The following is a 24,100-nucleotide window of genomic DNA, read 5'->3' on the forward strand; positions in this document are numbered from 1 at the left end:
GTCCAGATTCTCGACTGCAGTCAGACCGTAGGAGCCGGGGGCGGCGCGAGCCAGGCCCTGCAGGGGTCACCCAGGAGGGCGCCCGCAGGCCCGCCTCCCGCGGCGGCGCCGATCGCGACTAGCCTCGGAGGGTGTTCCTGACCGAGCCGTACGGCTTCCGCGACCGCTCCGCCCTCGACGAGCGCCGGGCCCTGCTCGAGGACGAGCCCTCGGTGCAGCCCCTCCGGGCGTTCCGCGAGGAGCTCCTCGCCCGGCGCATGCGCAGGCATCCGGGTGCCGTGGTGCCCGACTTCGACCCGGCCGAGGCCGGCGTCGAGGCGCGTGCGCTCATCGTGCTGGAGGCCCCGGGACCGATGTCGACCGGCCCCGACGGCTCCGGCTTCGTCTCGGTCGACAACGACGACGCGACCGCCGCCTCGACCTGGACCCTCCGCGACGAGGTCGGACTGCACGCCCGCACCCTGGTCTGGAACATCGTGCCGTGGCAGCTCGACGGCGCCCCCGACGCGGACGAGGTGCGGCAGGGCGCGATGGAGCTGCGCCGGCTCCTGCCGCTGCTCCCCGACCTGCGGGTCGTCGTCAACGCCGGGACCGCGCCGACCAGCGGCTGGAAGAAGAACATCGAGCCGTACCTGGTCGACGGCCCGACGGTCATCGACTCGTGGAGCCCCGGCCAGCGGGCGATGAGCCAGCCCCGCAAGCGCGACGAGCTGAAGCGCGCCTTCGAGCGCGCGACGCACCTGGTCGGCTGAGCCCCCGGGGCTCCGAGGCGTCACGAACGGTCGTCATCGGAGCCGGGAGGCGGCCCTTCGCGACGCCTCGACCGCCGGCGGACGGTCCGCTCAGGCCGAGCGGGCGTCCCGCAGCGCGTCGGCCGACTGCTGCGCGGCGCGGCGGACGTTGCGGTCCGGGTCGCGGAGCATGCCCGTCAGGACGGCCTCGACGCTCGCCGCGAACTCGCCCTTCGCGTCGCGACCGGAGGAGATCCCCGCCAGAGCGGCCGCCACGAGAGCGCGCGCTCCGGCCGCGCGGACCCGGGGGTGCTCGTCGGTGGTCAGGCGGGACAGCTTCTTCTGCCCGCCCAGCACGCGCTCGGCGCAGACGCGGGCGCACATCTCGCGGACGCGCCAGGAGGGGTTCGCGAGTCCGGCGGTCACCGCGTCGGCGGCGTCGTCGTCCCAGACGTAGAGGAGCGCGCGCGCGCCCCAGAGCTCGGGCCAGTAGAGGGAGGGCGCTCCCTTGAGGATCCCGTCGGCGTGCTCGCCGCCCACGGTGAGGAGGAAGGACTCGCCCTCGTACCCGCCGGTGAGCAGGGCCGCGGATCGCAGAGCGACGTTGCGCTCCCCCTCGCGGGCGACCTGCGCGCGCAGGCGCTCCTCGAGCGGATCGGTGAGGGTGACGGTCGGTTCGTTGTCGCGTGCCATGAGGCTCCCGAGAGTACTCGCCCGCCCCGCGCCTTCGAAGACCCGCAGCGTTCGGCGCCGCGGCGGTCGGCCCTCTCCGTCCTGCGGCGATAGTCCGATCAGCACTCGTGCCACCTGCTGGTCGAGTGGCGCCGCAGGGACCACGGCTGAGGGACGCCTGGTAGATTCGATCCGATCGACCCCTCCCAAGCCTCTCCGCGATGCTCACATGGGAGGGGCCTTTTTCTTCGGCACCGAGGTACTGCGATGGCACGGAAACCGAGCCTGTCGTGGAAGCAGCAGGTCCAGCTCCTCCGAGACCGCGGGCTCGGCATCGCCGACGGGGAGGCCTGCACGAGCTACCTGGCCGCGCAGAACCACTACCGCTTCTCCGGGTACGCCCGCTAGTTCCAGCAGGCTCCGCACGACGGGGACGACTCGTTCGCGGACGGAGTCTCGTTCGAGGACGTCCGAGCGGTCTGCGACGCAGATGAAGCGCTGCGGCAGAGCCTGCGTGCTCGACTGGCCCGTGCCGAGATCCTTCTCCGCAGCCGTACGGCTCATGTCATCGCTCGTGAGGACGGCCCGCACGAGTGCTCTCTCGAGAAGAGCTTCTACTCCGAGTCTCCGAACGCGGAATCGACAGTCGATTCGTGCCTCCGCGACATCGAGCGCAGCAGGGAACGGCATGTCCTCCGCTTCACGGAGCTCCCCGGCGGCAGGGGCGCGGCCGCCTTCGGCGAGCTACCGGTGTGGTCGGCCGTCGAGGCCTGGTCCTTCGGAACTCTGTCGAGATGCATCGAGCGAGGGGCACGAGGATCGCTTGCGGGGGGACGTCGCGTCCGGTCTGGGAGTCGCCCGAGCCGGTTTCGCCTACCGGGTCCGCGCACTCGTCTACCTGCGCAACCGGTGCGCTCACCACAGCCGGCTCTGGAACCACTCCGTGATCGATGCGGGCCCCACGCCCAACAACGTCCGTGCGAAGGCGAAACGTCTCGCCGGGCAGTTCACTCCGCGCTCGGTCGTGGACGTCATCGCTTCGTTGGACGACATCCTCCTACGAGGAGCGGACGCGGCCCCGATCCTTCCGGAGCTCGTCGCCGAGCATTCCCTGCACGACGTGTTCTGGCGAGGGCTCACGACGCCCCGGACCCCCCTCGATCATCGAGGACCGCAGTGGGAGCGACGCGTCCGGGACGGTCCCGCCCGCCCCGCGCCACGGCGGATGCCGCAGCGGATCGGACGATGCCCGCCCGCTCAGGAGGCGCCCACCGGGAGGTCGGCCCCGCCTGACTATGCTGGTGCCACCCCCGGCAGCCGAGCCCTCTGAGCCTCGTCCGCGCCGGGGTGGCGCGGCTCACCCGCCCGGGGAGCGGAGGAGGTCCTCTCATGGCCGATCGGCCGAACCTCCGCCATGTCGCGGCGGTCGCGGGCGTCTCGCACATGACCGTGTCGCGCGTGCTCAGCGGGCACCCCAACATCAAGGAGTCGACCCGCCAGAAGGTCCTCGAGGCGGTCGACGAGCTCAACTACAGGCCGAACATCGCCGCCCGCTCCCTCGTCACGCAGCGCACCGACCGCATCGGCGTGATGATCGAGAGCGGCGCCGAGTACGGGCCGTCGAGCACCCTCCGCGCGATCGAGCGCGCCGCCCGCGAGAAGGGGTACTCGATCACCTCCGTCGCGCTGCGGCCGGACCTCGAGATGACCCCCACCGACGCGATCGCCCACCTGATGGGCCTCGGGATCGACGCGCTCTGCGTGATCGCGCCGCGCTCCTCCTCCGTGGCGACCCTCCGCACCGTCGAGATCGGCGTGCCGACGCTCGTGGTGAAGAGCGATAAGGATCCGAGCTTCCTCACCGTCTCGGTCGACCAGCAGGCCGGCATGTTCCAGGCCGTCGACCACCTGGGGAACCTCGGCCACCGCGACGTGCTGCACCTCTCCGGCCCCCTCGACTGGCTCGACGCGCGCGCCCGCGAGCGCGCCTTCCACAGCCGCGCGAAGTCGTGGGGGATGCACGAGCGCCCCATCGTCATCGGCGACTGGACCCCGGACTCCGGGTACGACTTCGCCGCGAGCCTGCAGTCGGTGCCCGACTTCACCGCGATGGTCGTCGCGAACGACGAGATGGCGCTCGGAGTGATCCACGGCCTCGTCGAGCGCGGGATCCGCGTGCCCGAGGACGTGAGCATCGTCGGCTTCGACGACCTGCCCACCGCCCGCCACTTCCTCCCGCCGCTGACGACGGTCCGCCAGGACTTCGACAAGCTCGGGACGACGGTCGCCGAGGTGATCCACGCGAGGATCCGCGGCCAGGAGATCCCGCAGCGCACCCGGATCCCCACGGAGCTGGTGATCCGCTCCTCCACGGCCGCTCCCCGATCGTGACCCTCCTGTTCCCGTCCCGCCGCATGCGCTCGCGTATCATCGGCGGCAGCCCCTGGCACGCCGGACCCTGACGGCGCGCCGCACACGAACCGAGGACGGCACGTGGCGATCTCATCGAGGACGACCCGGAGCTCCGCGGCACCCGTCGTCGAGATGACCGGCATCCGCGTCTCCTTCGCCTCCGGACCCGCTCTGAAGGACGGGAACCTGCGGCTGGTGCCGGGCGAGATCCACGGGCTGATGGGCGAGAACGGCGCGGGCAAGTCCACGCTGATCAAGACGCTCACCGGCATCCACCAGCCCGACGCGGGCGAGATCCTCGTCGACGGCGTCGCCCGGCGCTTCAGCGGCCCGGCGGAGGCGAAGGCAGCGGGCATCACGGCCGTGTTCCAGGACGAGCGCCTCACCGACAACCTCAGCATCGGCGAGAACGTGATGCTCGGCCACGAGGTCCGCGGCCGCTTCGGCATCTCCTGGTCGCGCACCCACCACCGCGCGGCCGAGATGCTCGCCGAGCTGGGCCTGGAGGACCTCGATCCGCACCTGCCGCTGCGCTCGCTCTCGCCGGCGATCCGCCAGCTGGTCGCGATCAGCCGCGCGATGGTCGACCGTCCGCGCGTGCTCGTGCTCGACGAGCCCACCTCCAGCCTCGACCTCAGCGACGTGGCCCGCCTCTTCACGGTGCTGCGGAGGCTGCGCGACCAGGGCGTCGCGATCCTGTTCGTCTCGCACTTCCTCGAGCAGGTCCTCACCCTCAGCGACCGGCTGACGGTGCTCCGCGACGGCGGCACCGTCGGCGAGTACCCGGCGCACACCATGGACCGCGCCGAGCTGATCGCGAAGATGATCGGCAAGGACATCGATGCGCTGCGGCAGATCGGCTCCGACCGCCGCGAGCACCGCCGCCAGCCGGTCGGCCCGGCGATCTACCGCGCGCACGGGATCGGCCGCCGCGGCGCCGTGGGTCCGACCGATCTGGAGCTGCACCGCGGCGAGATCGTGGGCTTCGCGGGCCTGCGCGGCTCGGGGCGCACCGAGCTGGCGTCGCTGGTGAGCGGGGTCGAGAAGCCGGACACCGGCGAGGTGCTGATCGACGGCCAGCCCGCGCACATCTCCGACCCGGTGTCGGGCCTGCGCCACCGCATCGCCCACTCGAGCGAGAACCGCCGCGAGGACGGGATCATCGGCGACCTCTCCCTCCGCGAGAACCTCGTGCTGGGCCTGCAGGCTCTGCGCGGCTGGGCGCACCCGCTCTCGGCTGCCGAGACCGACACCCTGGTGCGCACCTACGTCGAGGCGCTGAACATCTCGCCGGCCGACCCGGACATCCCGGTGAAGTACCTCTCCGGAGGCAACCAGCAGAAGGTGGTCCTCGCGCGGTGGCTCGCGACCCGTCCGCGGCTGCTCGTGCTCGACGAGCCGGCGCGCGGGATCGACGTGGCGTCGAAGGTCGAGATCCAGGCGCACATCGCGCAGCTCGCGAAGGAGGGGGTGACCGTCGTCTACATCTCGTCCGAGCTGGAGGAGGTGGTGCGCCTCAGCGACCGCATCGTCGTCTTCAAGGACCGCGAGAAGATCGGCGAGGTCAGCAACGGCCCCTGGCTCACCGTCGACACGATCGTCGAGATGATCGCCGCCGACCGCGACGACGACCTCGACGACGACGACTGACCTCCCCCGCCGGCCGAGCGGCCGCACCGTCCACCGGGTCTCGATGAGCCGTCCGGGCTGCTCGACCGCCAGGACCTCGGCGCGCCGGCGGGTCCCGCTCGGGCGCCGGGCCTGCGAGGATCCGGGGGTGGACGATCAGCGACCGGACGAGCTCGCGGAGCTGCAGCGGCGCGCCTACGGCCGAGGCTCCGACATCGAGCGGGACCCCGGCGCGCTCGCCCGGCTCTCCGCGCTCGAGGCCCGCGTCCGTCCCGCCCTCGGCACCGCACTGCCGGGCGCGGTGGTTCCCGCGGACTCCGGGGACGCGGCGCCGGAGGACGCGGCACCTCCCGCGGACGCCTCCGCCGACGAGGCGTCCGACCCCCTCGGCCACGTCCCGCCCCGCCGCTCCCGTCGGCGCGGCCTCCTCCTCCCCGCCGCGCTGGCCGCGACGGCCGCCGTCGCCGCGGGGGCCACCCTCCTCGCCACCGCCGAGGACGGACAGCCCGGCCGCGAGGTCGCCGTGCTGCCGCTGTCGAACGGCACCGACCTCCCCGGCTGGGAGGGACTGGGGTTCGACGGATCGGTCACCACCGAGGACTTCGGCGGGCTCACCGTCGTGCGGCAGAGCCTGCCCGCCGACACGGGGCTCACCGTCGTCCGGCAGCGCCGCTCCTCGAGCGCCGGCTCGTGCCTCTCCATCGTGCGGACCGCCGAGCCGCAGGACGGCCTGTTCTTCCAGGGCTGCACGGCCGGAGCGTTCCCCGCGGTCGCGCAGTTCACCGTGACGTCGGCGGCGCCGGAGGCCCTGCGCGAGCGGTTCCCGATCGGCACGTCCCTGCGGTTCGCCCTCGAGGGCGACGAGATCCGCGTCCGGTCCGACGCACCCTGACCACTCAGATCCCCGTCCGTCCGTGCGGATCGCCCACCTTCTTCGACTCGCTCGACCCGCGCTCGCGCAGGAACACGGCGAGCGCCGCCATGCTGCCCACCGCGAGGAACTCCGACTGCCAGTTCTGGAGCGTCCGGTTCCAGAAGTCGGCGGAGGAGACGTAGCCGAGCCAGTCGACGGGCGCCTCCAGGCTCGTCAGCTGCTCCTCGTTGTAGGCCACGACGCCCGTCACCGACTGCGCCGCCCAGGACAGCAGGAACACCGCCCCCATCACCAGCAGCAGCGAGTGCGAGAACAGCGCCTGCCGCAGGCCGCCGGCGGACGCCGAGGGCGGCGAGTCGTCCTCCGCGGACGCTCCCGCCTTCTGCTGCTCGTCGGTCTCGAGGCCCTCCTCGCCCACCCGCTTCGACTCGGGCGAGCCGCGCTGCACGAGCCAGACGGTCGCGCCGATGTAGAGGAAGAACTGGAGGTACTCCGACTGCCAGTTCTCGGCGACGTCGATCGCGAAGTCGGAGGAGGTGACGAAGCGCCAGTAGCCGACCTCCCGCAGCCCCTCCGCGACCTGGGTGTCGTTGTACGCGGCGAGCCCGGCGAACGACTGCCCGAGGAGAGCGAGCAGGAAGATCGCGAGGAAGAACAGCGAGAGTCCGTTCTCGCGCAGGAAGCGGCGCATCCGGCTCACCTCCCGAGGATCCCGACGGCGAAGAACCCGATCAGGCCGAGCACGATCACGGCGTAGTACAGGGCGGAAGCGGTGCGCACGTCAGCTCCCGTCCAGGACGCAGTCGAAGGGCGCGTCCGCCACCGGCGTGCACCCCGCCGCGCGCACCAGCCAGCCGTCGTCGCCCGGGGTGAGGAACACCGCGCTGCCGCCGGAGCGCACGATCGCCGCCCGGCCGTAGACCTCGGCGTCCCCTGCTCCGTCTTCCGCGATCCCGAGCTCCAGCACGCCGCCGGGGCAGTCGCCCTACCGGTCCTCCACGGCCTCGCGGGCGGAATCGGTGAGCAGCGCGCACGCCGCGCGGCCGTCGCCGTCGGCGAGCGCGGAGAGGAAGGCGTCGGCCGCGCGGCGGGCCGCCGTGCCGTCCGCGGAGCATCCGCAGAGCGCGAGCACGAGGGCCGCCGTCGCGGCCGTCGCGGGGACGGAGCGCGATCGAGGGAGCATCATGGCCAGGGAAGCTACTCCCGGGCCCGACCACCGGGCAGAGGGTTGCCATCGGGCCCTGCGGGCCCCGCGACCGGATCGTTACCGAAGCGCACCGCCGTGCTGTTGCGTCACAAGAATTGTTCACGGTAACATTTCGACGTGGCGCTGCTTCGGCCGGCGCCCACTGCACATCCTGCACTCACCGCACCTCGGGCCGCTAGGCCCGCATTCGAGGCCCTTCGGGGTCCACCATCTCGGGCACTCTCTTCGTGCCCGCGATCTCAAGGAGGAGATCTATGTCCAAGACGAGGCGTATCGGCCAGTTCCTGGGTTTCGCAGCAGTCGGCGCACTCGCGTTCGGACTCGCGGGCTGCTCGGGCGGTTCCGGCACCGATTCGGGCTCCGGCTCGAGCGGTGACCTCACCACCGTCGGCTTCGTGGCCGTCGGCCCCGAGGGCGCGTGGCGCCAGGCGAACGAGACCAACATCGAGGACACGTTCACCAAGGACGCCGGCTTCGACCTGAAGTACGCACCCGCCACCAACGGAGACCAGAAGTCGCAGATCGACTCCTTCACCTCCTTCGTGGACGAGGGCGTCGACATCATCCTGCTCTCCGCCACGGAGGGCTCCGGCTGGGAGGACTCGCTCGAGCGCGCCCAGGAGGCCGAGATCCCGGTCATCCTGATCGACCGCGGCATCGAGCCGGACAACACCGACCTCTACGTGACCCGCATCGCGCCGGACAACATCGCGGTCAGCACCTCGGTCGCCGACTGGGCCAAGACCACCTTCCCGAGCGGCGCGAAGTACTTCACGCTCGAGGGCCCCGCGGGCGTCTCGGTCGTCAACGAGCGCAACGAAGGCTGGGACGAGGTCATCGGCGCCGACTCGAAGTTCACCAAGATCGGCGCGCAGACCGCGAACTGGTCCACCGAAGAGGCCAAGAGCGTCTTCGAGACCGTCCTGAAGTCGAACAACAACGACGTCCAGCTGGTCTTCGCCCAGAACGACGAGATGGGCCTCGGCGCTGTCCAGGCCGTCCAGGAGGCCGGCCTCACCCCCGGCACCGACGTCAAGATCGCCACGATCGACGGCACCAAGAACGCCCTGCAGGCGCTGGCCGACGGCGAGCTGAGCTTCGTCGCCGAGTACAACCCGCTGTTCGGCGAGACCGCCCTCGACGCGGTCGAGAAGACCCTGGCCGGCGAGACGGTCGAGTCCTCGATCGTCGTCCCGAGCGAGACCTTCGACTCGCCCGAGGCCGCCACCACCGCGCTGCCCGACCGCAAGTTCTAGTCGCTCAGCACCACCGGTCGCCCGGCGTCCTCCTCGACGCGGCACCACTCCCCCGGAGCGACCGGGGCCGGCCCACCCGCCGGCCCCGGTCGCTCCGACCCTTCGGCGCACCTGTTCGGCTGCGCCCCGCTCGAGAACGGAACGACGCGACATGACAGGTTCGCCTCCGATCGTCGAGATGAAGAACATCTCGATCAGCTTCCCCGGCGTGAAAGCCCTCGACGGCGTCGACTTCCGCCTGTTCCCGGGCGAGGTCCACACCCTCATGGGTGAGAACGGCGCCGGCAAGTCCACGCTCATCAAGGCCCTCACCGGCGTCTACCGCATCGACAGCGGAGACATCGTGATCGACGGGGAGACCCGTCGCCTGACCGGCACCGCCGACTCGCAGGCCGCGGGCATCTCCACCGTGTACCAGGAGGTCAACCTGGTCACGAACCTCTCCATCGGAGAGAACGTGATGCTCGGCTACGAGGTCCGCGGACCCTTCGGCATCAACTGGAAGGCCACGCACCAGGCCGCGAAGGTCGCGCTCGAGAAGCTCGGCCTCGGCCACCTCAACACGCGCCAGTCGCTCGCCTCGCTCTCGATCGCGATGCAGCAGCTGGTCGCGATCAGCCGCTCGACGGTGAGCGACTCCAAGGTGCTCATCCTCGACGAGCCGACCTCGAGCCTGGACGCGAACGAGGTCGAGAACCTCTTCGTGGTCATCCGCCGCCTCCGCGCGGAGGGCGTCGCGATCCTCTTCGTCTCGCACTTCCTCGACCAGGTCTACGCGATCAGCGACCGCCTGACGGTGCTGCGCAACGGCACCTTCGTCGGCGAGTACCTGACCCACGAGCTCGACCGCACCTCGCTGATCTCGAAGATGATCGGCAAGGACATCGCGGCGCTGCGCTCCCTCGACTCCGAGCGCGAGAGCCAGGACCACCTCTACCGCGACGCCCCGCTCTACACCGCGAAGGGCATCGGCAAGAAGGGCTCCATCGAGAGCACCGACCTGACGCTGCACCGCGGCGAGGTCGTCGGCTTCGCCGGGCTCCTCGGCTCCGGCCGCACCGAGCTCGCGCGCCTGATCTACGGCGTCGACAAGCCCGACACCGGCGAGATCACGATGCACGGCAAGAAGATCGACGTCCCGACGCCGACCGCCGGCCTCGCCCACAAGATCGCGTTCTCGAGCGAGAACCGCCGCGACGAGGGCATCATCCGCGACCTCTCGGTCCGCGAGAACCTCATCCTCGGCGTGCAGGCCAAGCGCGGCTGGGCCCGCCCCCTCTCCAAGAAGGAGAAGGACGAGATCGTCGGCAAGTACCTCGTCGAGCTCAACGTGCGCCCGGCCGACCCCGACCGCCCGATCAGCAAGCTCTCCGGCGGCAACCAGCAGAAGGTCCTCCTCGGCCGCTGGCTCGCCACCGCCCCCGAGATCCTCATCCTCGACGAGCCGACCCGCGGCATCGACGTCGGAGCGAAGGCCGAGATCCAGGAGAAGGTCGTCGCCCTCGCCGGCGAGGGCGTCGCCGTGGTCTTCATCTCGTCCGAGCTCGACGAGGTCGTCCGTCTCAGCGACCGCATCATCGTCCTGAAGGACCACCGCGTGATCGCGGAGATCCTCAACGGTCCCGCTGTCACTGCGGAGTCGATCGTCACTACCATCGCCGCAGAGGGAGTCGTCGACGAGGACGTCGTCGTCCTCGAGAGCGCCACGCAGGAGGCCGCATCATGAGCAGCGACACCCGACCCGCCCGGGGATCAGTCCTCGGCGGGATCATCCGCCGCCAGTACTTCTGGGGAGTCGTGGCGATCGCCCTGCTCCTCCTCGTCAACGTCGTCAAGGACCCGGGCTACCTGGCCGTCTCGGTCAGCCCCACCACCGGCTACCTCGTCGGCAACGTCATCGACATCGCCCGCGCCGCCGCTCCGATCCTGATGATCGCCGTCGGCATGTGCCTGGTCGTCGCGACCGGGGGCATCGACCTCTCGGTCGGCTCGATCATGGTCGTCGCCGGCGCCGTCTCGATGGAGTTCCTCAACTCCGCGGGAGCGCCCGACTCGCTCGGCGCCGCAGCGGGAGCCTTCGCGGTCGCCCTCCTGGTGGCCGCCGTGCTCGGAGCCGTGAACGGCATCCTCGTCTCGGTGGTGGGCCTCCAGCCCTTCATCAGCACGCTCGTCGTGATGCTCGCGGGCCGCGGCCTGGCGAAGGTCATCACCGGCGGCCAGAACACCGCCGCCACCAACGAGCCCTTCCGCTGGCTCGCGAACGGGTACGTCTTCGGGCTCCCGGTCGTGTTCCTCCTCGCCATCGCCATCGTCGTGGTCGTCGGAGTCCTGGTGCGCCGCAGCGCGCTCGGCCTGATGATCGAGGCCATCGGCATGGACCCGAAGGCGGCCCGCCTCGCGGGCATCAACCGCCGGGGCCTGCTGATGACCGCCTACATCGGCAGCGGCATCCTCGCCGGAGTCGCGGGCGTGTTCGCCACGGCGAGCGTGATGACGGTCGACGTCTCGCGCACCGGCTACCAGCTCGAGCTCGACGCGATCCTCGCGGTCGTCATCGGCGGCACCTCGCTCGCCGGCGGCAAGTTCAACATCACCGGTGCCGCCGTGGGCGCGATCCTGATCGCCACCCTCGACAAGACCGTCGTGTTCCTCGGAGTCTCGTCCTCCGCGACGCCCGCCTTCAAGGCGATCGTCATCGTCGCGCTCTGCCTCCTGCAGTCCGAGCGCGTCCGCTCCGCCTTCAAGTCCCGTCGCGAGGCGCGCCGCAGCGTCCCGCAGAAAGAGGCGATCCCCGCATGAGTGCCGTGATGACCCGCTCCGCCCCTCCGGCGAGCACCAAGCGCACCTCCGGGGCGCGCGGCTGGCTGAGCCAGCACCTGGACAAGCTGCCCACCCTGGCCGCGCTGATCATCTTCTTCGGGATGATCGTCTACGGCGAGGCCGCCTACGGCCGGATCCTGCAGGCGAGCACGATCTCGAACCTGCTGGTCAACAACGCGCACCTGATCATCCTCGCCGTGGGCCTCACCTTCGTGATCCTCACCGGCGGCATCGACCTCTCGGTCGGCGCGGTGATCGCGTTCAGCAGCGTGAGCGGCGTGCTCCTGATCAACGCCGGCTGGAACCCCTGGCTCGTGATGGTCCTGATGGTCGTGATCGGCGCCCTGTTCGGCGTGATCTCCGGCGTCCTGATCCAGTACTTCAACGTGCAGCCGTTCATCGCGACGCTCGCGATGATGTTCCTGGCCCGCGGTCTCGCTTCCATGCTGAGCACCGTCCCGGAGCGCCTCCCCGAGGACTCGGCCGTGCTGAGCCTGGCCACGCCGATCAAGCTGATCGACGGCCCGAAGGTCAACGACTTCGTCATCAGCCCCGGCGTGATCATCGCGATCCTCGTCGTGGCCGGCGCGTTCTTCGTGCTGCACCGCACCCGCCTGGGCCGCACGGTCTACGCCATGGGCGGCTCCGAGCAGTCGGCGGCCCTGATGGGCCTCCCGGTGGTGCGGACCAAGCTGTTCATCTACATCATCAGCGGCACGCTCGCCGGTCTCGCCGGTGTGGTCTACACCGCCCGCCTCGGCAGCGCGCAGAACATCACCGGCACCGGCTGGGAGCTCGACGCCATCGCGGCGACCGTCATCGGCGGCACGCTGCTCACCGGCGGCGTCGGGTTCGTGCTCGGCTCGGTGGTCGGCGCCCTGGTGCTCGGCCTGATGAACGTCCTGATCACCCGTGACGGCGGCATCCCGCCGGAGGCGACCACGATTATCACCGGAGGCATCCTCCTGGTCTTCGTCCTCCTCCAGCGCGCCGTCATGGCCCGCAGCAAGACCTGACCGGGCTCCCGCCCGATCTCCCCCGGCGCCCCCTCGTCCCTCCGCGGACGAGGGGGCGCCGTCGTGTCCGGGGCGCTCCGCCGGCCTCAGGAGGCGGAGCGGCTGAGCGTCAGCGCGGCCTGCTCGCGGGTGGCGTAGCCGCATTCCTCGGCGAGGCGGGCGAAGTCGGCAGGGCCCCGCCGCCGCAGGCCGATCCGGCGCCGGAGGGTGCCCGCCCGGCGCGTCTCGATCTCCTCCGCCGGCGTGCGGCCGAGGAACGCGAAAGCCTCCGCGAGCATGCGGGGGCAGACGAGCAGCTCCCGGGCGAGCACCGCGGCGGAGAACGCCGGGTCGCGGTGGCGCGCCTCGATCACCGGGATCGCCTCCGCGTAGACCTGGTCGGCGCTCCGGGTCCGGACCCGCGGAGCGCTGTGCTCGACGATCCCCTCCAGCAGCAGTTCGCTCGCCCGCCTCACGCCGGCGGCCCCGAGCACGGCCGGATCCCCCTCGATCAGACTGTTCGCGAGGGCACGGGCAGGCGTCCAGACCGACTCGCGCACCGGCACGACCTCGTTGATCCGCTCGCGGACCCACCGGTGCTCGAGCACGGCGGCGTCGAAGCTCCAGGTGTACGAGACGGTCGGCCGCCGGTAGTCGATGCGCGCCGGGACCCTGGCGTCGAGGAGCAGGACGCTGTTCGGCGTCGCCTCGAGCACGCCCTCGTCGAGGACGACCTCTCCCCCGCCCTCGACGATCAGGGAGATGTGAACGCCCGCCGGCCTGTCCGCCCTGTCGACCGACGGCGAGGGGGCGACCCTGATCCCGTTCGGCCCCCACACCCGCGTCAGCGCGAGTCCCGGTCCATCCGCTGCGTCCATCCGCAGACCGGGAGCGCCGGTCCCGCGCTCGTACCAGGCGCGAGCGAACGCCTGCATCCGCTCCTCTGCGGCCCCCATCTCCCGCCTCCTCCGCGTCGAACGAACAGAATCCCTCATCTGTCGATCACCGCCGGACGTTCGCACGGATCTCCCAGGCCTCCGCGCCTCGCGCTCGGAATCCGGCCGCACGCCGTCGCCGGACCGGGAGGACGGCCACGGGGACCGTCCCGGTCAGCGGCGCTGGGAGAGCCGCCACAGCGCGCGGCGAGCGCTCCCCTCGGAGGCGAAGCCCGCCTCCTCGGCCGCGCGCGCGAAGTCGGCCGTCGCCAGGGACCGCCCGCCGATCAGGAGCAGGAGGGTGCCCGCCCGGCGCCGCTCGAGCTCGTCGTCGGCCGTCCGCCCGAGGAAGGAGAACGCGCGAGCCAGCGTCAGCTCCGACACCAGGAGCTCGCGGGCGAGCCGGGCGGCGGTGAAGGCGGGATCGCGGTGGCGCTCCTCGATCAGGGCCATGGCCTCCCCGTAGACGTCCTCGGCGCGGGGACGCCTGCGCGGTGCGGAGCCCTCGACCAGCTCCTTCAGGAAGGCCTCGCCCGCCCGGGCGACGGCGGGCTGCTCCGCCAGAGCGTGGTCGCCGTCGAGGAGACCGTTCATCAGCGCCCGCGCCGGGGCCAGGAAGCAGCCGGCGACGGGCAGGACCTCGCCGAAGCGCTCCGTGAGCCAGCGCTGCTCCAGCGCCCGCTCGCCGAGCACCCAGGCGTAGATCACGGTCGAGCGGGGGAAGCGCGCCCCGGTCCGCGGCTCCGCGTCGATGACCACCAGATCACCACTGCCGCACTCGAGCATCCGTCCGTCCTGTCGGATGCGTCCTCCGCCCTCGACGACCAGCAGCAGATGCGCGCCCGGCGGGCAGCGCGACTGCGGCTTCTGCTCGAGAACGCAGCCACCGGGGATCCACAGTCTGGCGATCTCGAAGCCGAGCGAGCCCGTCGCCTCGACCCGCAGTCCAGAACGGGCCTCCACGCCGTTCCAGTGCTCGGCCATCCGCCGGTACATCTCGGCCGATCTCGACCTCATCGGGCGCCCCCTCCTCGCGGGCACGCTGACGCCTCACCACGGGAGTGATTCGCAGCCCGCGCGTGCTCCGTTTGTCACCGGACCGGTCACAGCGGACGGCGACGCTCCCGCTCACCGCGCCGGCGGCGCCCCGGCGGCAGCGTGCGACCGACGGGATCACCGGGTCAGGAGGGCGATCGCGACTCGGAGCGGCGTCGGAGCTCACCACTCCCTCCTCACGGCAGCGCCACTTCCTCCTCACCTGCCCCCGAGCGCTTGGGCCGACCGCCCGCCCGCGGGAAGACTCCCCAGCGGTACGGCGCCCGTCGTACCCGCCGAAGCGGCCGAGCGGACGACGACCGTCCTCCGAGCAGGCCGCCGGCGAGAAGACAGACCGAGGAGCTTCACTGTGACTTCCGACAACTCTCCCGCTGAGCAGGGTCCGCTGAGGCGACGCACCGTCGTCGCCGGCGCCACCTGGTCCCTGCCCGTGATCGCCGCAGCGACGGCCACCCCGGCCGCCGCCGCCTCTGCCACGCAGACCCTCGTGTTCAGCTCCATCCCGACCATGATCGCGTGCATGCCCAACACGGCGCCGATCACGCTGACCCTCACCGGCGGCAACGTCGCGAACGTCCCCGTGCGGGTGAACACCCCGCCCGGCTTCCGCTTCGGAGGGAGCGGGACCGACACCTTCGTGACCGACGCGAACGGAGTCGCCACCATCCCGGTCGGCGGCGTCATCGCGGGCCCCTCGACCGGCTCGGCCCTCGCCTTCGGCGGCTCGGCGAAGACGAACGCCCCGTTCCCGGTCCGCCAGACCGGCGACCTGCAGTACAGCACGGGCCTCGCCACTGTTCCCGAGAACTCCGGATTCATCCACACCTCCTCGCAGGGTGTGAACGGCAACGTCTCCGTCAAGGCGAACGGCGACATCTGGCAGTACCGGCGGTCGGACGGCTGGCAGAAGCTCGGCACGGGCGCCTCCACGGAGCCCAGCACGTCCGGGCTCACGCAGCAGCCGGACGGAACCTACAACGCGCACTGGATCAAGGACGGAGTCCTCCAGTACGGCAAGGCGCTCGCGACCGTTCCGAACAACTCCGGATTCGTCCGCACCTACGGTCAGGGCGCGGACGGGAACGTCTCCATCAAGGCGAACGGCGACGTCTGGCGGTACAACCGCCAGGCCGACGAGTGGACCCTTCTGGGCACCGGCGCCAGCACCGAGCCGAGCGCGGCCGGCATCTCCGCGAACCCGGCCGGGACCCTGAACGTCCACTGGATCAAGAACGGAGTCCTGCAGTACGGCACCGCAGCGGCCACCGTGCCTACCAACTCCGGATTCGTCCGCGTCTACGGCCTCGGCACCCGTGGCACGATCGCCGTGAAGTCGAACGGCGACATCTGGCGGTACACCCCGCAGGGCAACGTGTGGGACCTCGTCGGCACCGGAGCCAGCACCGAGCCGAGCGCCGCCGGACTGACCCAGCGGCCGGGCGGGACGTTCGAGATCCACTGGATCAAGGACGGGGTCCTGCAGTACGGCACCCGGCTCGCGACCGTTCCGGAGAACTCCGGGTTCGTCCGCACCTACGGTCAGGGAGCGGATGGGAACGTCTCCGTGAAGGCGAACGGCGACATCTGGTACTACAGCACGGCGCAGAACACGTGGACCAAGATCGGCTCCGGTGCCAGCACCGGCCCCGATGCGGCCGGGATCACCGCCCAGGGAGACGGCGCGTTGAACCCCCACTGGATCAAGGCGAGAACCGACTGCCGCTGATCCGCGCCCGGCGGCCCTCTCCGCCCGCGTCCTGCCGGACCGCGGGCGAGGAGGGCCGCCTCCGCCCTCCCGCCGAGGACGGGCGCCTCGTCCGAGGAGGAACGCGCCACCCCGTCTCGGCGCCCCTCCCCCGGCCTAACGTGGTCACCGCCCGCGCACCCTGTCCCCGCTGCGAAGGAGCCCGGTGACCGCTTCCGAGCAGCCGGCCGCCCCGCGCGGTCTCGTCGAGACGCTGCAGCTGAGCGGTCCCCGCGTGGAGGCGTGGCTGAGGAGCCTCGGCTGGGCGAGCGACGGAGCTCCGCCCCTGCACCTCGCCGGGGACGTGCTCGCCGTCGACGGCTTCCGGCTGAGCCGCCTCTGGCACACACCCGGCACGCTCCGGACCGACCCGCCCCTCCCCGCCCCCGACCGGGCCGAGGTCGACCTCATCGTCCCGGTCGCCGGCGAGATCGTCGTCGACGGCCCTCTCGAGGCCGCTCGTCTGCGGCCCGGCGGGCTCGCCCTCCTCCGACGCGACGACTCCGCTCGGTTCCGGGCGGAGGAGGACTCCGCCTGGCTGGCGCTGAGGACGTCCTGGGGCAGGCTCGGCCTCACGAGCGCACAGTCCGACGGGCCGTCCTGCACCCTGCTCGCCGCCGACAGCTACAGCGGCGCCTTCGTCTCCCTCGTCAACGCGACCCTCAACGCGGACCTCGCGGCGGGCGATCCCGGCTTCAGCGAGCTGCGCCGCGCGCTCGAGGCGACCGCGTCGGCCCTGATCAAGCAGAGCCTGCCGCCCGCCCGTCCGGAGGACGGACTCGAGGGCGTCCTCCTCCGCGCGATCGCCGTCATCGATGCGGAGGCGGGTGACGCGGACTTCACCGCCGGCGTTCTCGCGATGCGGCTCCGCGTCTCGCGGGCGACGCTGGACCGCGCCTTCCACCGCCGGGGCACGACCGTGGCCGCGACCCTCCGCGAGCGGCGCGTGCACCTCGCCGCGTCGCTGCTCGCCGCGAGCCCGTCGCTCTCGCCCTCGGCTCGCGCGGCCGTGGCCGAGCGGGCCGGCTTCCGGACGCTGAGGGCGATGGACCGCGCGCTGAGCCGTTCGCGCGACGTCGACCGCGGCTGATCCGACCGGACATCGGCGTCCGCGTCGCCCCAGGATGCACCCGGGATTCGTCGAACCGGTTCGCCTCTCCTCTGGAGTGTCGGGAAATGATCCGGTTAGGCTCTTCACGTTGTCGTCAACATAGTGTTACCGTGAACATTGCCGCGTACGAAGCCGGCACACTCCCTCCCCTCAGCAATGGTGCCGACCCTGGAGCAAAGCGCGATGAAGCCTTTCCTGCGACCACTCGTCCTCGTGACGGCCGTGGCCCTCACCGTCCCCCTTCTGACGGCCCAGTCGGCGAGCGCAGCTCCCTCCGACAGCCTCGTCCTGCGCTACGCGCTCGACGAGACGAGCGGCACGACCGTCGCCGACAGCTCGGGCAAGGGCCGCACCGGCACGCTCGTCAACGGAGCCGCTCCTCGCGGAGCCGCGGGCGTCGCCCTCGACGGGACCGACGACTACGTCAAGCTGCCCGACGACCTGCTCGCGGGCCTGAACTCGATCACGGTCAGCACCGAGGTCCTGGTGAACGCGAACCAGGGCACGCCCTACTTCATCTGGGGCCTCGGCAACACGACGAACGGCGCCGGGAACGGCTACCTCTACACGACGGGCAACGGCTACAAGGCCTCGATCGCCACCGGCAACTGGACCACCGAGCAGACCGTCAACTCCAACGCGAACCTCGCGCGCAGCGTCTGGAAGACCCTCACCTACACGCTCGACGACGCGAGCGACACCGCACGCCTCTACCTCGACGGCACCCAGGTCGCGCAGCAGACAGGAGTGACCATCACTCCCGCCGCGATCGGCAACGGCACCACCACCGCGAACGCGATCGGCCGCTCCGTCTACACGGCGGACAAGACCCTCGCCGGCTCGGTCCGCGACTTCCGCGTCTACAGCACGGCGCTCAGCGCGGCCGACGTCGCGACCCTCCAGGCCCCGGACAGCACGCGCGTCTCCCGCGACTCCGCCGCCCTGGACCTCGGGAGCCTCTCCTCGGTCTCCGCGAACCTCACCCTCCCGACGACCGGCCCCAATGGCTCCGCCATCGCCTGGGCCTCGAGCAACTCCGCGGTCGTCTCGACCAGCGGAGTCGTCACGCCGCCCGCGACCGGGGTCGCCTCGGTCGAGCTGACCGCCACGACCACCCGCGGCTCGGCCACGGCCACCCGCACCTTCACCGCCACCGTGCCCGCCAAGGACGTGAACGCCGACGCCCAGAAGGCGCTCGACGCCCTCTCGATCGTCAACTCCGGCGACGTCCGCGGCAACGTGACGCTGCCCGCGAAGGCCGGCTCCTACGACGTCGCCTGGTCCTCCTCGAACACGGCCGTGCTCAGCACGACCGGCGTCGTGAAGCGCCGGTCCGCCGCCACGCCCGTCACACTCACCGCGACGATCGCCGGCACGACCGCGACCCGGCAGCTGCCCGTCACGGTGACCGCGGCTCCCGCGGACCTCGACACCGAGTACGACGCGGGCTACCTCTGGACCCACTTCGCCTCGACCGACTACGAGAAGATCTACTTCGGCTCCAGCACCGACGGTCTGCACTGGTCGAAGCTCAACAACGACAAGGCCGTGCTCGCCAACCTCGGCGGCACCCTCGGCGTCCGCGATCCGCACCTCGTGCGCTCCCCCACCGGCGACGAGTACTGGATCATCGGCACCGACCTGCACGCCGAGGGCACCGCTCCCGGCGGCACCTGGGACCAGACCAACGCGAGCAAGAACCTCGTCGTCTGGCGCTCGACGGACCTCGTGAACTGGAGCGATCAGAGCATCGTCTTCGCCGGCTTCCCCGACGCGGGCAACGTCTGGGCTCCTGAGGCGATCTGGGACGACGCGACCGGCCAGTACTACGTCTACTGGGCCGCCCGCGACAAGACGCTGACCGGCGGGGCCTCCGCCCAGCGCGTCTACGTCTCGACCACGCGCGACTTCGTCGGCTTCTCCACCCCGAAGGTCTGGCTGGACGAGAACCCCGCCGCCGGCGGCGGGAGCCGCGGCAGCATCATCGACACGACCATCGCGAAGGAGGGGGACACGTACTACCGCTTCTCCACCGCCGACTGGCGCACGGTCGTCGACAAGGCCCCGAGTCTCGCCGGCCCCTGGACCCGCGTGATCGGCTTCGGCGAGGAGAAGTCCCGCGGCCTCTCCGACCACCTCGAGGGCCTCACCGTCTACCAGCTGCCCGACGGCCGCTGGGTCGTCATGGGCGACTCGTTCGGCTACTCCGCCTACGTCACCGACACCCTCGCGGACATGCGGTTCACGGCGCTTCCTGTCGGCACCACCGGCGCGAACACGTACTCGTTCTCGAAGCCCTTCCGCCACGGCTCGGTGCTCCGCCTCTCGAGCGCTGAGGAGGCGCGCCTGACGGCCGCCTACGGCACCAGCAGCACCGGCCCCGCCGCGAAGCCGGTCAACGCGGCCGGCGAGATCCTCCGCTACACCTTCGACGGCGGCTCGGGCACCACGGTGCGCGACAGCTCGGGCAACAACCAGAACGGCACGCTGCCCTCGGGTGGCACCTGGAAGGACGGCGCCCTGCAGCTCGACGGCACCGACGACTACGTCAAGCTGCCGAACGACCTGCTCGCCGGAGTGACGGACCTCACCATCCAGTCCGACGTCTGGATCGACCCCGCGCAGGGCGGCGCCTACTTCCTCTACGGCCTGGGCAACACCACGAACGGCGCCGGCGACGGCTACCTCTTCACCTCGGGCAACAACTACCGCACCAGCATCGCGACCGGGAACTACACCACCGAGCAGACCGTCGCCGGCGGCTCGGCCCTCCCCCGCGGCACCTGGGCGCACCTGACGTACACGCTCTCCGGCACCACCGGCACGATCTACCTCGACGGAGTGAAGGTCGCCAGCGGCACCGTCACGACCGACCCGAAGGACATCGGCGGCGGCTCCACCTCGGCGAACTACATCGGGCGCTCGAACTACGACGCCGACAACCGCTTCCGCGGCCAGATCCGCGAGTTCTCGGTCTACAACCGGGCCCTCAGCGCCTCCGAGGTGCTCGCCGCCTCCGGCAACACGTCGGCCCTGGTCGACCTGTCGCTCAGCGGCGACGTCCTGAAGACGGCCCCGATCGTCGACTCGGCGAGCAGGACGGTCACCTTCCCGGTGAAGCCGGGGACCGACCTGACGAAGCTCACCCCGACCTTCTCCACCGCGGCCGGCGTCACGGCGAGCCCCGCCTCCGGCACCGTCCGCGACCTCTCCACCCCGCAGACGGTCGTGCTCACGCCCGCCGCCGGCGGCACCGCGACCACCTGGACCCTGAAGGCCGTCGTCATGAAGTCCCCGGTCCTCGCAGGCCTGAACGCCGACCCGAACATCGCGGTCTTCGGCGACACCTACTACCTGTACGCGACCTCGGACGGCTTCGCCGGCTGGGGCGGCAAGACCTTCTACGCCTGGTCCTCGAAGAACCTCATCGACTGGACCCGCTCGGAGCAGCCCTTCCTGACGCTCGACGGCGCGAACGGCAACGTGCCGTGGGCGACCGGCAACGCCTGGGCGCCGACGATCATCGAGAAGAACGGGAAGTACTACTTCTACTTCTCCGGCGAGAACTCCTCGCTGAACCGCAAGACGATCGGAGTCGCCGTCTCGGACAGCCCGATGGGCCCGTTCACGGCGCAGCCGACCGCGATGATCACCAACGGCGAGTCCGTGCGGTCCGGCCAGGCGATCGACCCCGCCGCGTTCACCGACCCGAAGACCGGCAAGAGCTACCTCTTCTGGGGCAACGGCGACCCGCTCTACGGGGAGCTGTCCGACGACATGCTCTCGATCAAGACCGGCACGATCAAGAAGATCAGCGGTCTGACCGACTTCCGCGAGGGTGCGTTCCTGAACTACCGCGACGGTCTGTACCACCTCACCTACTCGATCGACGACACCGGCTCGGAGAACTACAAGGTCGGCTACGCCACCTCGACGAGCGTCGACGGACCGTGGACCTACCGCGGCGTGGTCCTCGAGAAGGACACCTCGCAGGGCATCCTCGCCACGGGCCACAACTCGATCGTCAACGTGCCCGGCACGGACGACTGGTACATCGCCTACCACCGCTTCGCCATCCCCGGCGGAGACGGCCAGCACCGCGAGACGACGATCGACCGGGTGACCTTCGACAAGACGACCGGGCTCATGCAGAAGGTCGTCCCGACCCTCACCAGCGTCGCCGCGCAGACGATCGTCGACACCGCGCCGCTCGCAGCCTCGATCACGGGGAAGGCGACGGTGGGCAGCACGCTGACCGCCTCCGCCTCCTCCCCGTGGACGGCGACCGGCTTCCAGTGGAAGCGCGGCGGGACCGCGATCAGCGGGGCGACGGCGTCGAGCTACACGCTCACCGCCGCCGACCGCGGAGCGACGATCTCGGTGGCCGTGACCGCCGCGAAGCCGCAGTGGACGCCGGCGACGGCCTCCGCCTCCGTCGGTCCCGTGACCGACTCGGCACCCGCGATCGCCGTGACCACGACCTCCACGACGCGCTGCGCCGCCGGGAAGATCGTCGTCACCGCGACCGCCACGAACCCGAACGCCTTCGCCGCGAAGATCGTGATCGGCACGACGTGGGGCTCCAAGAGCTTCGCCGACGTCGCTCCCGGCGCCACCGTCTCGGCCGCCTTCACCACCCGGGCGACGAGCGTGACCGACGGATCCGCGACCGCCACGGCGACCGCGTTCATCAGCGGGAAGCCGGCCACGGCCTCCGCGACCGCCCCCTACTCCGCGGCCAGCTGCAGCTGATCCGCGGGCACGACCCACACCCATTGAGATCGAGCCGGCGACGACGCCGGCCGGAGAACGGAGAACACCCGACATGAACACCCGATCCCTTCTGATCCGCGGAGCCGCTGGACTGGCCGGAGGCGTCCTCCTGCTCGGAGTCGCCGGAACGGCGTTCGCCGCCGAGGTCAACTACGGCAACGACGACGTCGACATCAACGTCGAGATCGCCGACCTCCCCGGGACCGGCGCCCTCTCGATGACCGTCGCCGCGGACTCGACGACGCTGACCGAGACCGGCTCGGACAACGTCCGCCGCCAGTTCACCGGCACCCTGCCCACCGTCACGGTCACCGACACCCGTGACGCCGCGGACGTCTCCCCCGACTCCGCGTGGTACGTCATCGGCACGGCGAGCGACTTCACGTCGGCCGACGGCTCGACCATCGGCGCCGAGAACCTCGGCTGGACCCCGGACCTGGTCGACGGTGGAGACCTCGGCGAGGTCGCCGCGGGCGATGAGGTCGGCACCGCCATCGACGGCGGCGCCAACGGCGTCGGCCTGAAGGGCAAGGAGCTGCTCGCGATCGTCGCCAGCAACTCCCAGCAGGTCAACCCCGAGGGCTCCTGGAGCGCCGACGCCGACCTCTTCCTCCGCACCCCCGTGAACGTGGACGCCGGCGCGTACTCGTCCACCATCACCCTGTCGCTCTTCGAGTGACCCGTCGCGGCCGGGGGACGCACTCCCTCGGCCGCGATCCCACCACGGCCGACGCGGCCGGGCCCGCCCGCCCGGCCGCGTCGTGCTTCCCCCGTGCGACCATGAGGTTCTGATGACTGCTCCGCGCCGCTCCGCCGCTCCCCGCCGCCCGCTCCTCCCCGCGCTGCTCGCGCTGATCGTCGCCCTCCTCGGCGCGGGGGTCGCTCCGGCGGCCGTCGCGGCCGACGGAGCGATCACCTGGGCGGTCAGCCCCTCCACCGACGGCGTCCCCGACAAGCGCGCGTGGGTCGAGCTCGAGCTCGCCCCCGGCGCGAGCGCCTCGGACGAGGCGGTCGTGCGGAACCTCAGCGACCAGCCCGTGACCTTCAGCATCACCAGCGCCGACGGCTACTTCACCGACACCGGCCGCTTCAACATGCTCAACTCGGACCAGGAGTCGGTCGACGCCGGGCTGTGGATCTCCGCCCCCGAGACCGTGACCGTCGATCCGGGCAGCAGCGGCGTGGTGCCGTTCACCGTGACGGTCCCCGACAACGCCACCCCCGGCGACCACGCCGCCGGCATCGCCGCCTCCGTGCTCTCGCAGGGCACCGAGGTGGGAGGTGCGAACGTCGGAGTGGAGAGCCGCATCGGCTTCCGCGTGATGACCCGCGTGACCGGCGAGGTGACCCCCTCCTTCTCCGTCGAGGACCTGGCCAGCGACTACCGCCTCTCCTGGAACCCGTTCCAGCCCGGCTCCCTCTCGCTCGTCGCCGACGTGGTGAACACCGGCAACGTGCGCCTGCTGCTCGACGGCACGGCGAGCGCCCAGGGCGCCACCGCCCCCGTCGTCGCGGCCGACGCGCCCCAGCAGGAGCTGCTGCCCGGCGACCGGCGCAGCGTCTCGGTGCAGCTCGACGGCATCTGGCCCCTCTTCGGGGTCGGCGCCGACCTGACCATCGCACCGACCGTCGCCGCCGCCGATCAGGAGCCGGTCGCCACCGCTCCCGTGACGAAGTCGATCACGGTCGCCGCCGTGCCGGTCCCGCAGCTGCTCGTGATCCTCGGCGTCGCCCTCATCCTCGCGGCGCTGCTCGCCGGGCGCTCGCGCTCGCGCCGCCGCATCGCCGCCCTGGTGCAGCAGGCCAAGGAGGAGGGCCTGCGCGAGGGCGCGCGCGTCTCCTCCTGAGGACCCTCCGCTCGCCCCCCTCCTGCCGCCGAGGGGAC

At 71.5% G+C, this 24,100-nt stretch carries 20 protein-coding genes and 1 pseudogene; 15 read left to right on the forward strand and 6 right to left on the reverse strand.

Translation table 11 applies throughout. The annotated features are described in order from the left end of the window. Positions 1-131: 131 nt before the first annotated feature. On the forward strand, positions 132-752 hold the full coding sequence (locus C5C46_RS13130) for a hypothetical protein (RefSeq protein WP_104227008.1): 621 nt from the start codon (positions 132-134) through the stop codon (positions 750-752). A 90-nt stretch (positions 753-842) separates the two neighbouring features. Here the strand turns inward: C5C46_RS13130 and C5C46_RS13135 are convergent, their stop codons facing one another. Continuing rightward, the gene (locus tag C5C46_RS13135) at positions 843-1,424 is read right to left on the reverse strand and encodes a HEAT repeat domain-containing protein (RefSeq protein WP_258059488.1); all 582 of its coding nucleotides are present in this window, start codon (positions 1,422-1,424) and stop codon (positions 843-845) included. 246 nt (positions 1,425-1,670) lie between these two features. Between C5C46_RS13135 and C5C46_RS17285 the strand changes: the two genes are divergently transcribed. From C5C46_RS17285 to C5C46_RS13155, 5 genes and pseudogenes are all read left to right on the forward strand, one after another. Next, positions 1,671-1,811 (forward strand): hypothetical protein, encoded by a 141-nt coding sequence (locus tag C5C46_RS17285; protein WP_181068391.1) that lies wholly within the window; start codon positions 1,671-1,673, stop codon positions 1,809-1,811. A gap of 78 nt (positions 1,812-1,889) precedes the next feature. Next, positions 1,890-2,696, forward strand: a pseudogene (locus C5C46_RS13140) (Abi family protein); the annotation flags it as partial. A gap of 96 nt (positions 2,697-2,792) precedes the next feature. Then, a complete protein-coding gene (locus C5C46_RS13145; RefSeq protein WP_104227009.1) occupies positions 2,793-3,794 on the forward strand; it encodes a LacI family DNA-binding transcriptional regulator in 1,002 nt (333 codons plus the stop codon). Positions 3,795-3,947: 153 nt separating this feature from the next. Further along, positions 3,948-5,465: a sugar ABC transporter ATP-binding protein gene (locus C5C46_RS13150; protein ID WP_104227030.1), complete on the forward strand. Its 1,518-nt coding sequence runs from the start codon at positions 3,948-3,950 to the stop codon at positions 5,463-5,465. A 127-nt stretch (positions 5,466-5,592) separates the two neighbouring features. Beyond that, positions 5,593-6,336: a hypothetical protein gene (locus C5C46_RS13155; RefSeq protein WP_104222398.1), complete on the forward strand. Its 744-nt coding sequence runs from the start codon at positions 5,593-5,595 to the stop codon at positions 6,334-6,336. Between the two features lie 4 nt (positions 6,337-6,340). Here C5C46_RS13155 and C5C46_RS13160 read toward each other — a convergent pair whose 3' ends face one another. From C5C46_RS13160 to C5C46_RS13170, 3 genes are all read right to left on the reverse strand, one after another. Next, complete coding sequence (locus C5C46_RS13160) at positions 6,341-7,009, reverse strand: DUF6766 family protein (protein WP_104227010.1); 669 nt, start codon at positions 7,007-7,009, stop codon at positions 6,341-6,343. Positions 7,010-7,099: 90 nt separating this feature from the next. Next, positions 7,100-7,285 carry a hypothetical protein gene (locus C5C46_RS13165; RefSeq protein WP_104222396.1) on the reverse strand — a complete coding sequence of 62 codons (186 nt, stop codon included), beginning with the start codon at positions 7,283-7,285 and terminating at the stop codon, positions 7,100-7,102. An 18-nt stretch (positions 7,286-7,303) separates the two neighbouring features. Continuing rightward, positions 7,304-7,504 carry a hypothetical protein gene (locus C5C46_RS13170; protein WP_104222395.1) on the reverse strand — a complete coding sequence of 67 codons (201 nt, stop codon included), beginning with the start codon at positions 7,502-7,504 and terminating at the stop codon, positions 7,304-7,306. A gap of 275 nt (positions 7,505-7,779) precedes the next feature. Here C5C46_RS13170 and C5C46_RS13175 point away from each other — a divergent pair, with 275 nt between their 5' ends. From C5C46_RS13175 to C5C46_RS13190, 4 genes are all read left to right on the forward strand, one after another. After that, positions 7,780-8,781, forward strand: coding sequence for an ABC transporter substrate-binding protein (locus tag C5C46_RS13175; RefSeq protein ID WP_104222394.1), 1,002 nt, complete (start codon positions 7,780-7,782; stop codon positions 8,779-8,781). A gap of 151 nt (positions 8,782-8,932) precedes the next feature. Next, positions 8,933-10,507 carry a sugar ABC transporter ATP-binding protein gene (locus tag C5C46_RS13180; RefSeq protein WP_104222393.1) on the forward strand — a complete coding sequence of 525 codons (1,575 nt, stop codon included), beginning with the start codon at positions 8,933-8,935 and terminating at the stop codon, positions 10,505-10,507. Then, positions 10,504-11,580: an ABC transporter permease gene (locus C5C46_RS13185; protein ID WP_104227011.1), complete on the forward strand. Its 1,077-nt coding sequence runs from the start codon at positions 10,504-10,506 to the stop codon at positions 11,578-11,580. The genes C5C46_RS13180 and C5C46_RS13185 overlap by 4 nt, the downstream gene beginning before the upstream one ends. Beyond that, the gene (locus C5C46_RS13190; RefSeq protein ID WP_104222391.1) at positions 11,577-12,617 is read left to right on the forward strand and encodes a sugar ABC transporter permease; all 1,041 of its coding nucleotides are present in this window, start codon (positions 11,577-11,579) and stop codon (positions 12,615-12,617) included. Before C5C46_RS13185 ends, C5C46_RS13190 begins: the two co-directional genes overlap by 4 nt. A gap of 86 nt (positions 12,618-12,703) precedes the next feature. Here the strand turns inward: C5C46_RS13190 and C5C46_RS13200 are convergent, their stop codons facing one another. Together C5C46_RS13200 and C5C46_RS13205 are read right to left on the reverse strand one after the other, a co-directional pair. Then, positions 12,704-13,552, reverse strand: coding sequence for a hypothetical protein (locus tag C5C46_RS13200; protein ID WP_104227013.1), 849 nt, complete (start codon positions 13,550-13,552; stop codon positions 12,704-12,706). 153 nt (positions 13,553-13,705) lie between these two features. After that, positions 13,706-14,548: a hypothetical protein gene (locus C5C46_RS13205; RefSeq protein WP_146078996.1), complete on the reverse strand. Its 843-nt coding sequence runs from the start codon at positions 14,546-14,548 to the stop codon at positions 13,706-13,708. 388 nt (positions 14,549-14,936) lie between these two features. Here C5C46_RS13205 and C5C46_RS13210 point away from each other — a divergent pair, with 388 nt between their 5' ends. The 5 genes from C5C46_RS13210 to C5C46_RS13230 all read left to right on the forward strand — a co-directional run bounded on the left by C5C46_RS13210 (position 14,937) and on the right by C5C46_RS13230 (position 24,062). Continuing rightward, positions 14,937-16,313: a hypothetical protein gene (locus C5C46_RS13210; protein ID WP_104227015.1), complete on the forward strand. Its 1,377-nt coding sequence runs from the start codon at positions 14,937-14,939 to the stop codon at positions 16,311-16,313. A gap of 184 nt (positions 16,314-16,497) precedes the next feature. Then, entirely contained in the window at positions 16,498-17,421 is a 924-nt protein-coding gene (locus C5C46_RS13215) for a helix-turn-helix domain-containing protein (protein WP_104222387.1), read from the forward strand. Positions 17,422-17,625: 204 nt separating this feature from the next. Continuing rightward, positions 17,626-22,194 carry a family 43 glycosylhydrolase gene (locus C5C46_RS13220; RefSeq protein ID WP_181074597.1) on the forward strand — a complete coding sequence of 1,523 codons (4,569 nt, stop codon included), beginning with the start codon at positions 17,626-17,628 and terminating at the stop codon, positions 22,192-22,194. A gap of 73 nt (positions 22,195-22,267) precedes the next feature. Further along, complete coding sequence (locus C5C46_RS13225; protein ID WP_104227017.1) at positions 22,268-22,894, forward strand: hypothetical protein; 627 nt, start codon at positions 22,268-22,270, stop codon at positions 22,892-22,894. A 112-nt stretch (positions 22,895-23,006) separates the two neighbouring features. After that, positions 23,007-24,062 (forward strand): WxL protein peptidoglycan domain-containing protein, encoded by a 1,056-nt coding sequence (locus tag C5C46_RS13230; RefSeq protein WP_104227018.1) that lies wholly within the window; start codon positions 23,007-23,009, stop codon positions 24,060-24,062. The last annotated feature ends 38 nt before the right edge of the window (positions 24,063-24,100 follow it).

Source organism: Rathayibacter sp. AY1E6 (genome assembly GCF_002931115.1).
Taxonomy (GTDB): domain Bacteria; phylum Actinomycetota; class Actinomycetes; order Actinomycetales; family Microbacteriaceae; genus Rathayibacter.

What these genes read in the sequence shown, in the direction of transcription:
- C5C46_RS13190 (WP_104222391.1), top strand. Translation starts at nt 11,577, where the DNA reads ATGAGTGCCGTGATGACCCGCTCCGCCCCTCCGGCGAGCACCAAGCGC.
- C5C46_RS13160 (WP_104227010.1), bottom strand. Translation starts at nt 7,009, where the DNA reads ATGCGCCGCTTCCTGCGCGAGAACGGACTCTCGCTGTTCTTCCTCGCG.
- C5C46_RS13230 (WP_104227018.1), top strand. Translation starts at nt 23,007, where the DNA reads ATGACTGCTCCGCGCCGCTCCGCCGCTCCCCGCCGCCCGCTCCTCCCC.
- C5C46_RS13225 (WP_104227017.1), top strand. Translation starts at nt 22,268, where the DNA reads ATGAACACCCGATCCCTTCTGATCCGCGGAGCCGCTGGACTGGCCGGA.
- C5C46_RS13170 (WP_104222395.1), bottom strand. Translation starts at nt 7,504, where the DNA reads ATGATGCTCCCTCGATCGCGCTCCGTCCCCGCGACGGCCGCGACGGCG.
- C5C46_RS13175 (WP_104222394.1), top strand. Translation starts at nt 7,780, where the DNA reads ATGTCCAAGACGAGGCGTATCGGCCAGTTCCTGGGTTTCGCAGCAGTC.
- C5C46_RS13150 (WP_104227030.1), top strand. Translation starts at nt 3,948, where the DNA reads ATGACCGGCATCCGCGTCTCCTTCGCCTCCGGACCCGCTCTGAAGGAC.
- C5C46_RS17285 (WP_181068391.1), top strand. Translation starts at nt 1,671, where the DNA reads ATGGCACGGAAACCGAGCCTGTCGTGGAAGCAGCAGGTCCAGCTCCTC.
- C5C46_RS13180 (WP_104222393.1), top strand. Translation starts at nt 8,933, where the DNA reads ATGACAGGTTCGCCTCCGATCGTCGAGATGAAGAACATCTCGATCAGC.
- C5C46_RS13185 (WP_104227011.1), top strand. Translation starts at nt 10,504, where the DNA reads ATGAGCAGCGACACCCGACCCGCCCGGGGATCAGTCCTCGGCGGGATC.
- C5C46_RS13220 (WP_181074597.1), top strand. Translation starts at nt 17,626, where the DNA reads ATGAAGCCTTTCCTGCGACCACTCGTCCTCGTGACGGCCGTGGCCCTC.
- C5C46_RS13205 (WP_146078996.1), bottom strand. Translation starts at nt 14,548, where the DNA reads ATGAGGTCGAGATCGGCCGAGATGTACCGGCGGATGGCCGAGCACTGG.
- C5C46_RS13200 (WP_104227013.1), bottom strand. Translation starts at nt 13,552, where the DNA reads ATGGGGGCCGCAGAGGAGCGGATGCAGGCGTTCGCTCGCGCCTGGTAC.
- C5C46_RS13145 (WP_104227009.1), top strand. Translation starts at nt 2,793, where the DNA reads ATGGCCGATCGGCCGAACCTCCGCCATGTCGCGGCGGTCGCGGGCGTC.
- C5C46_RS13135 (WP_258059488.1), bottom strand. Translation starts at nt 1,424, where the DNA reads ATGGCACGCGACAACGAACCGACCGTCACCCTCACCGATCCGCTCGAG.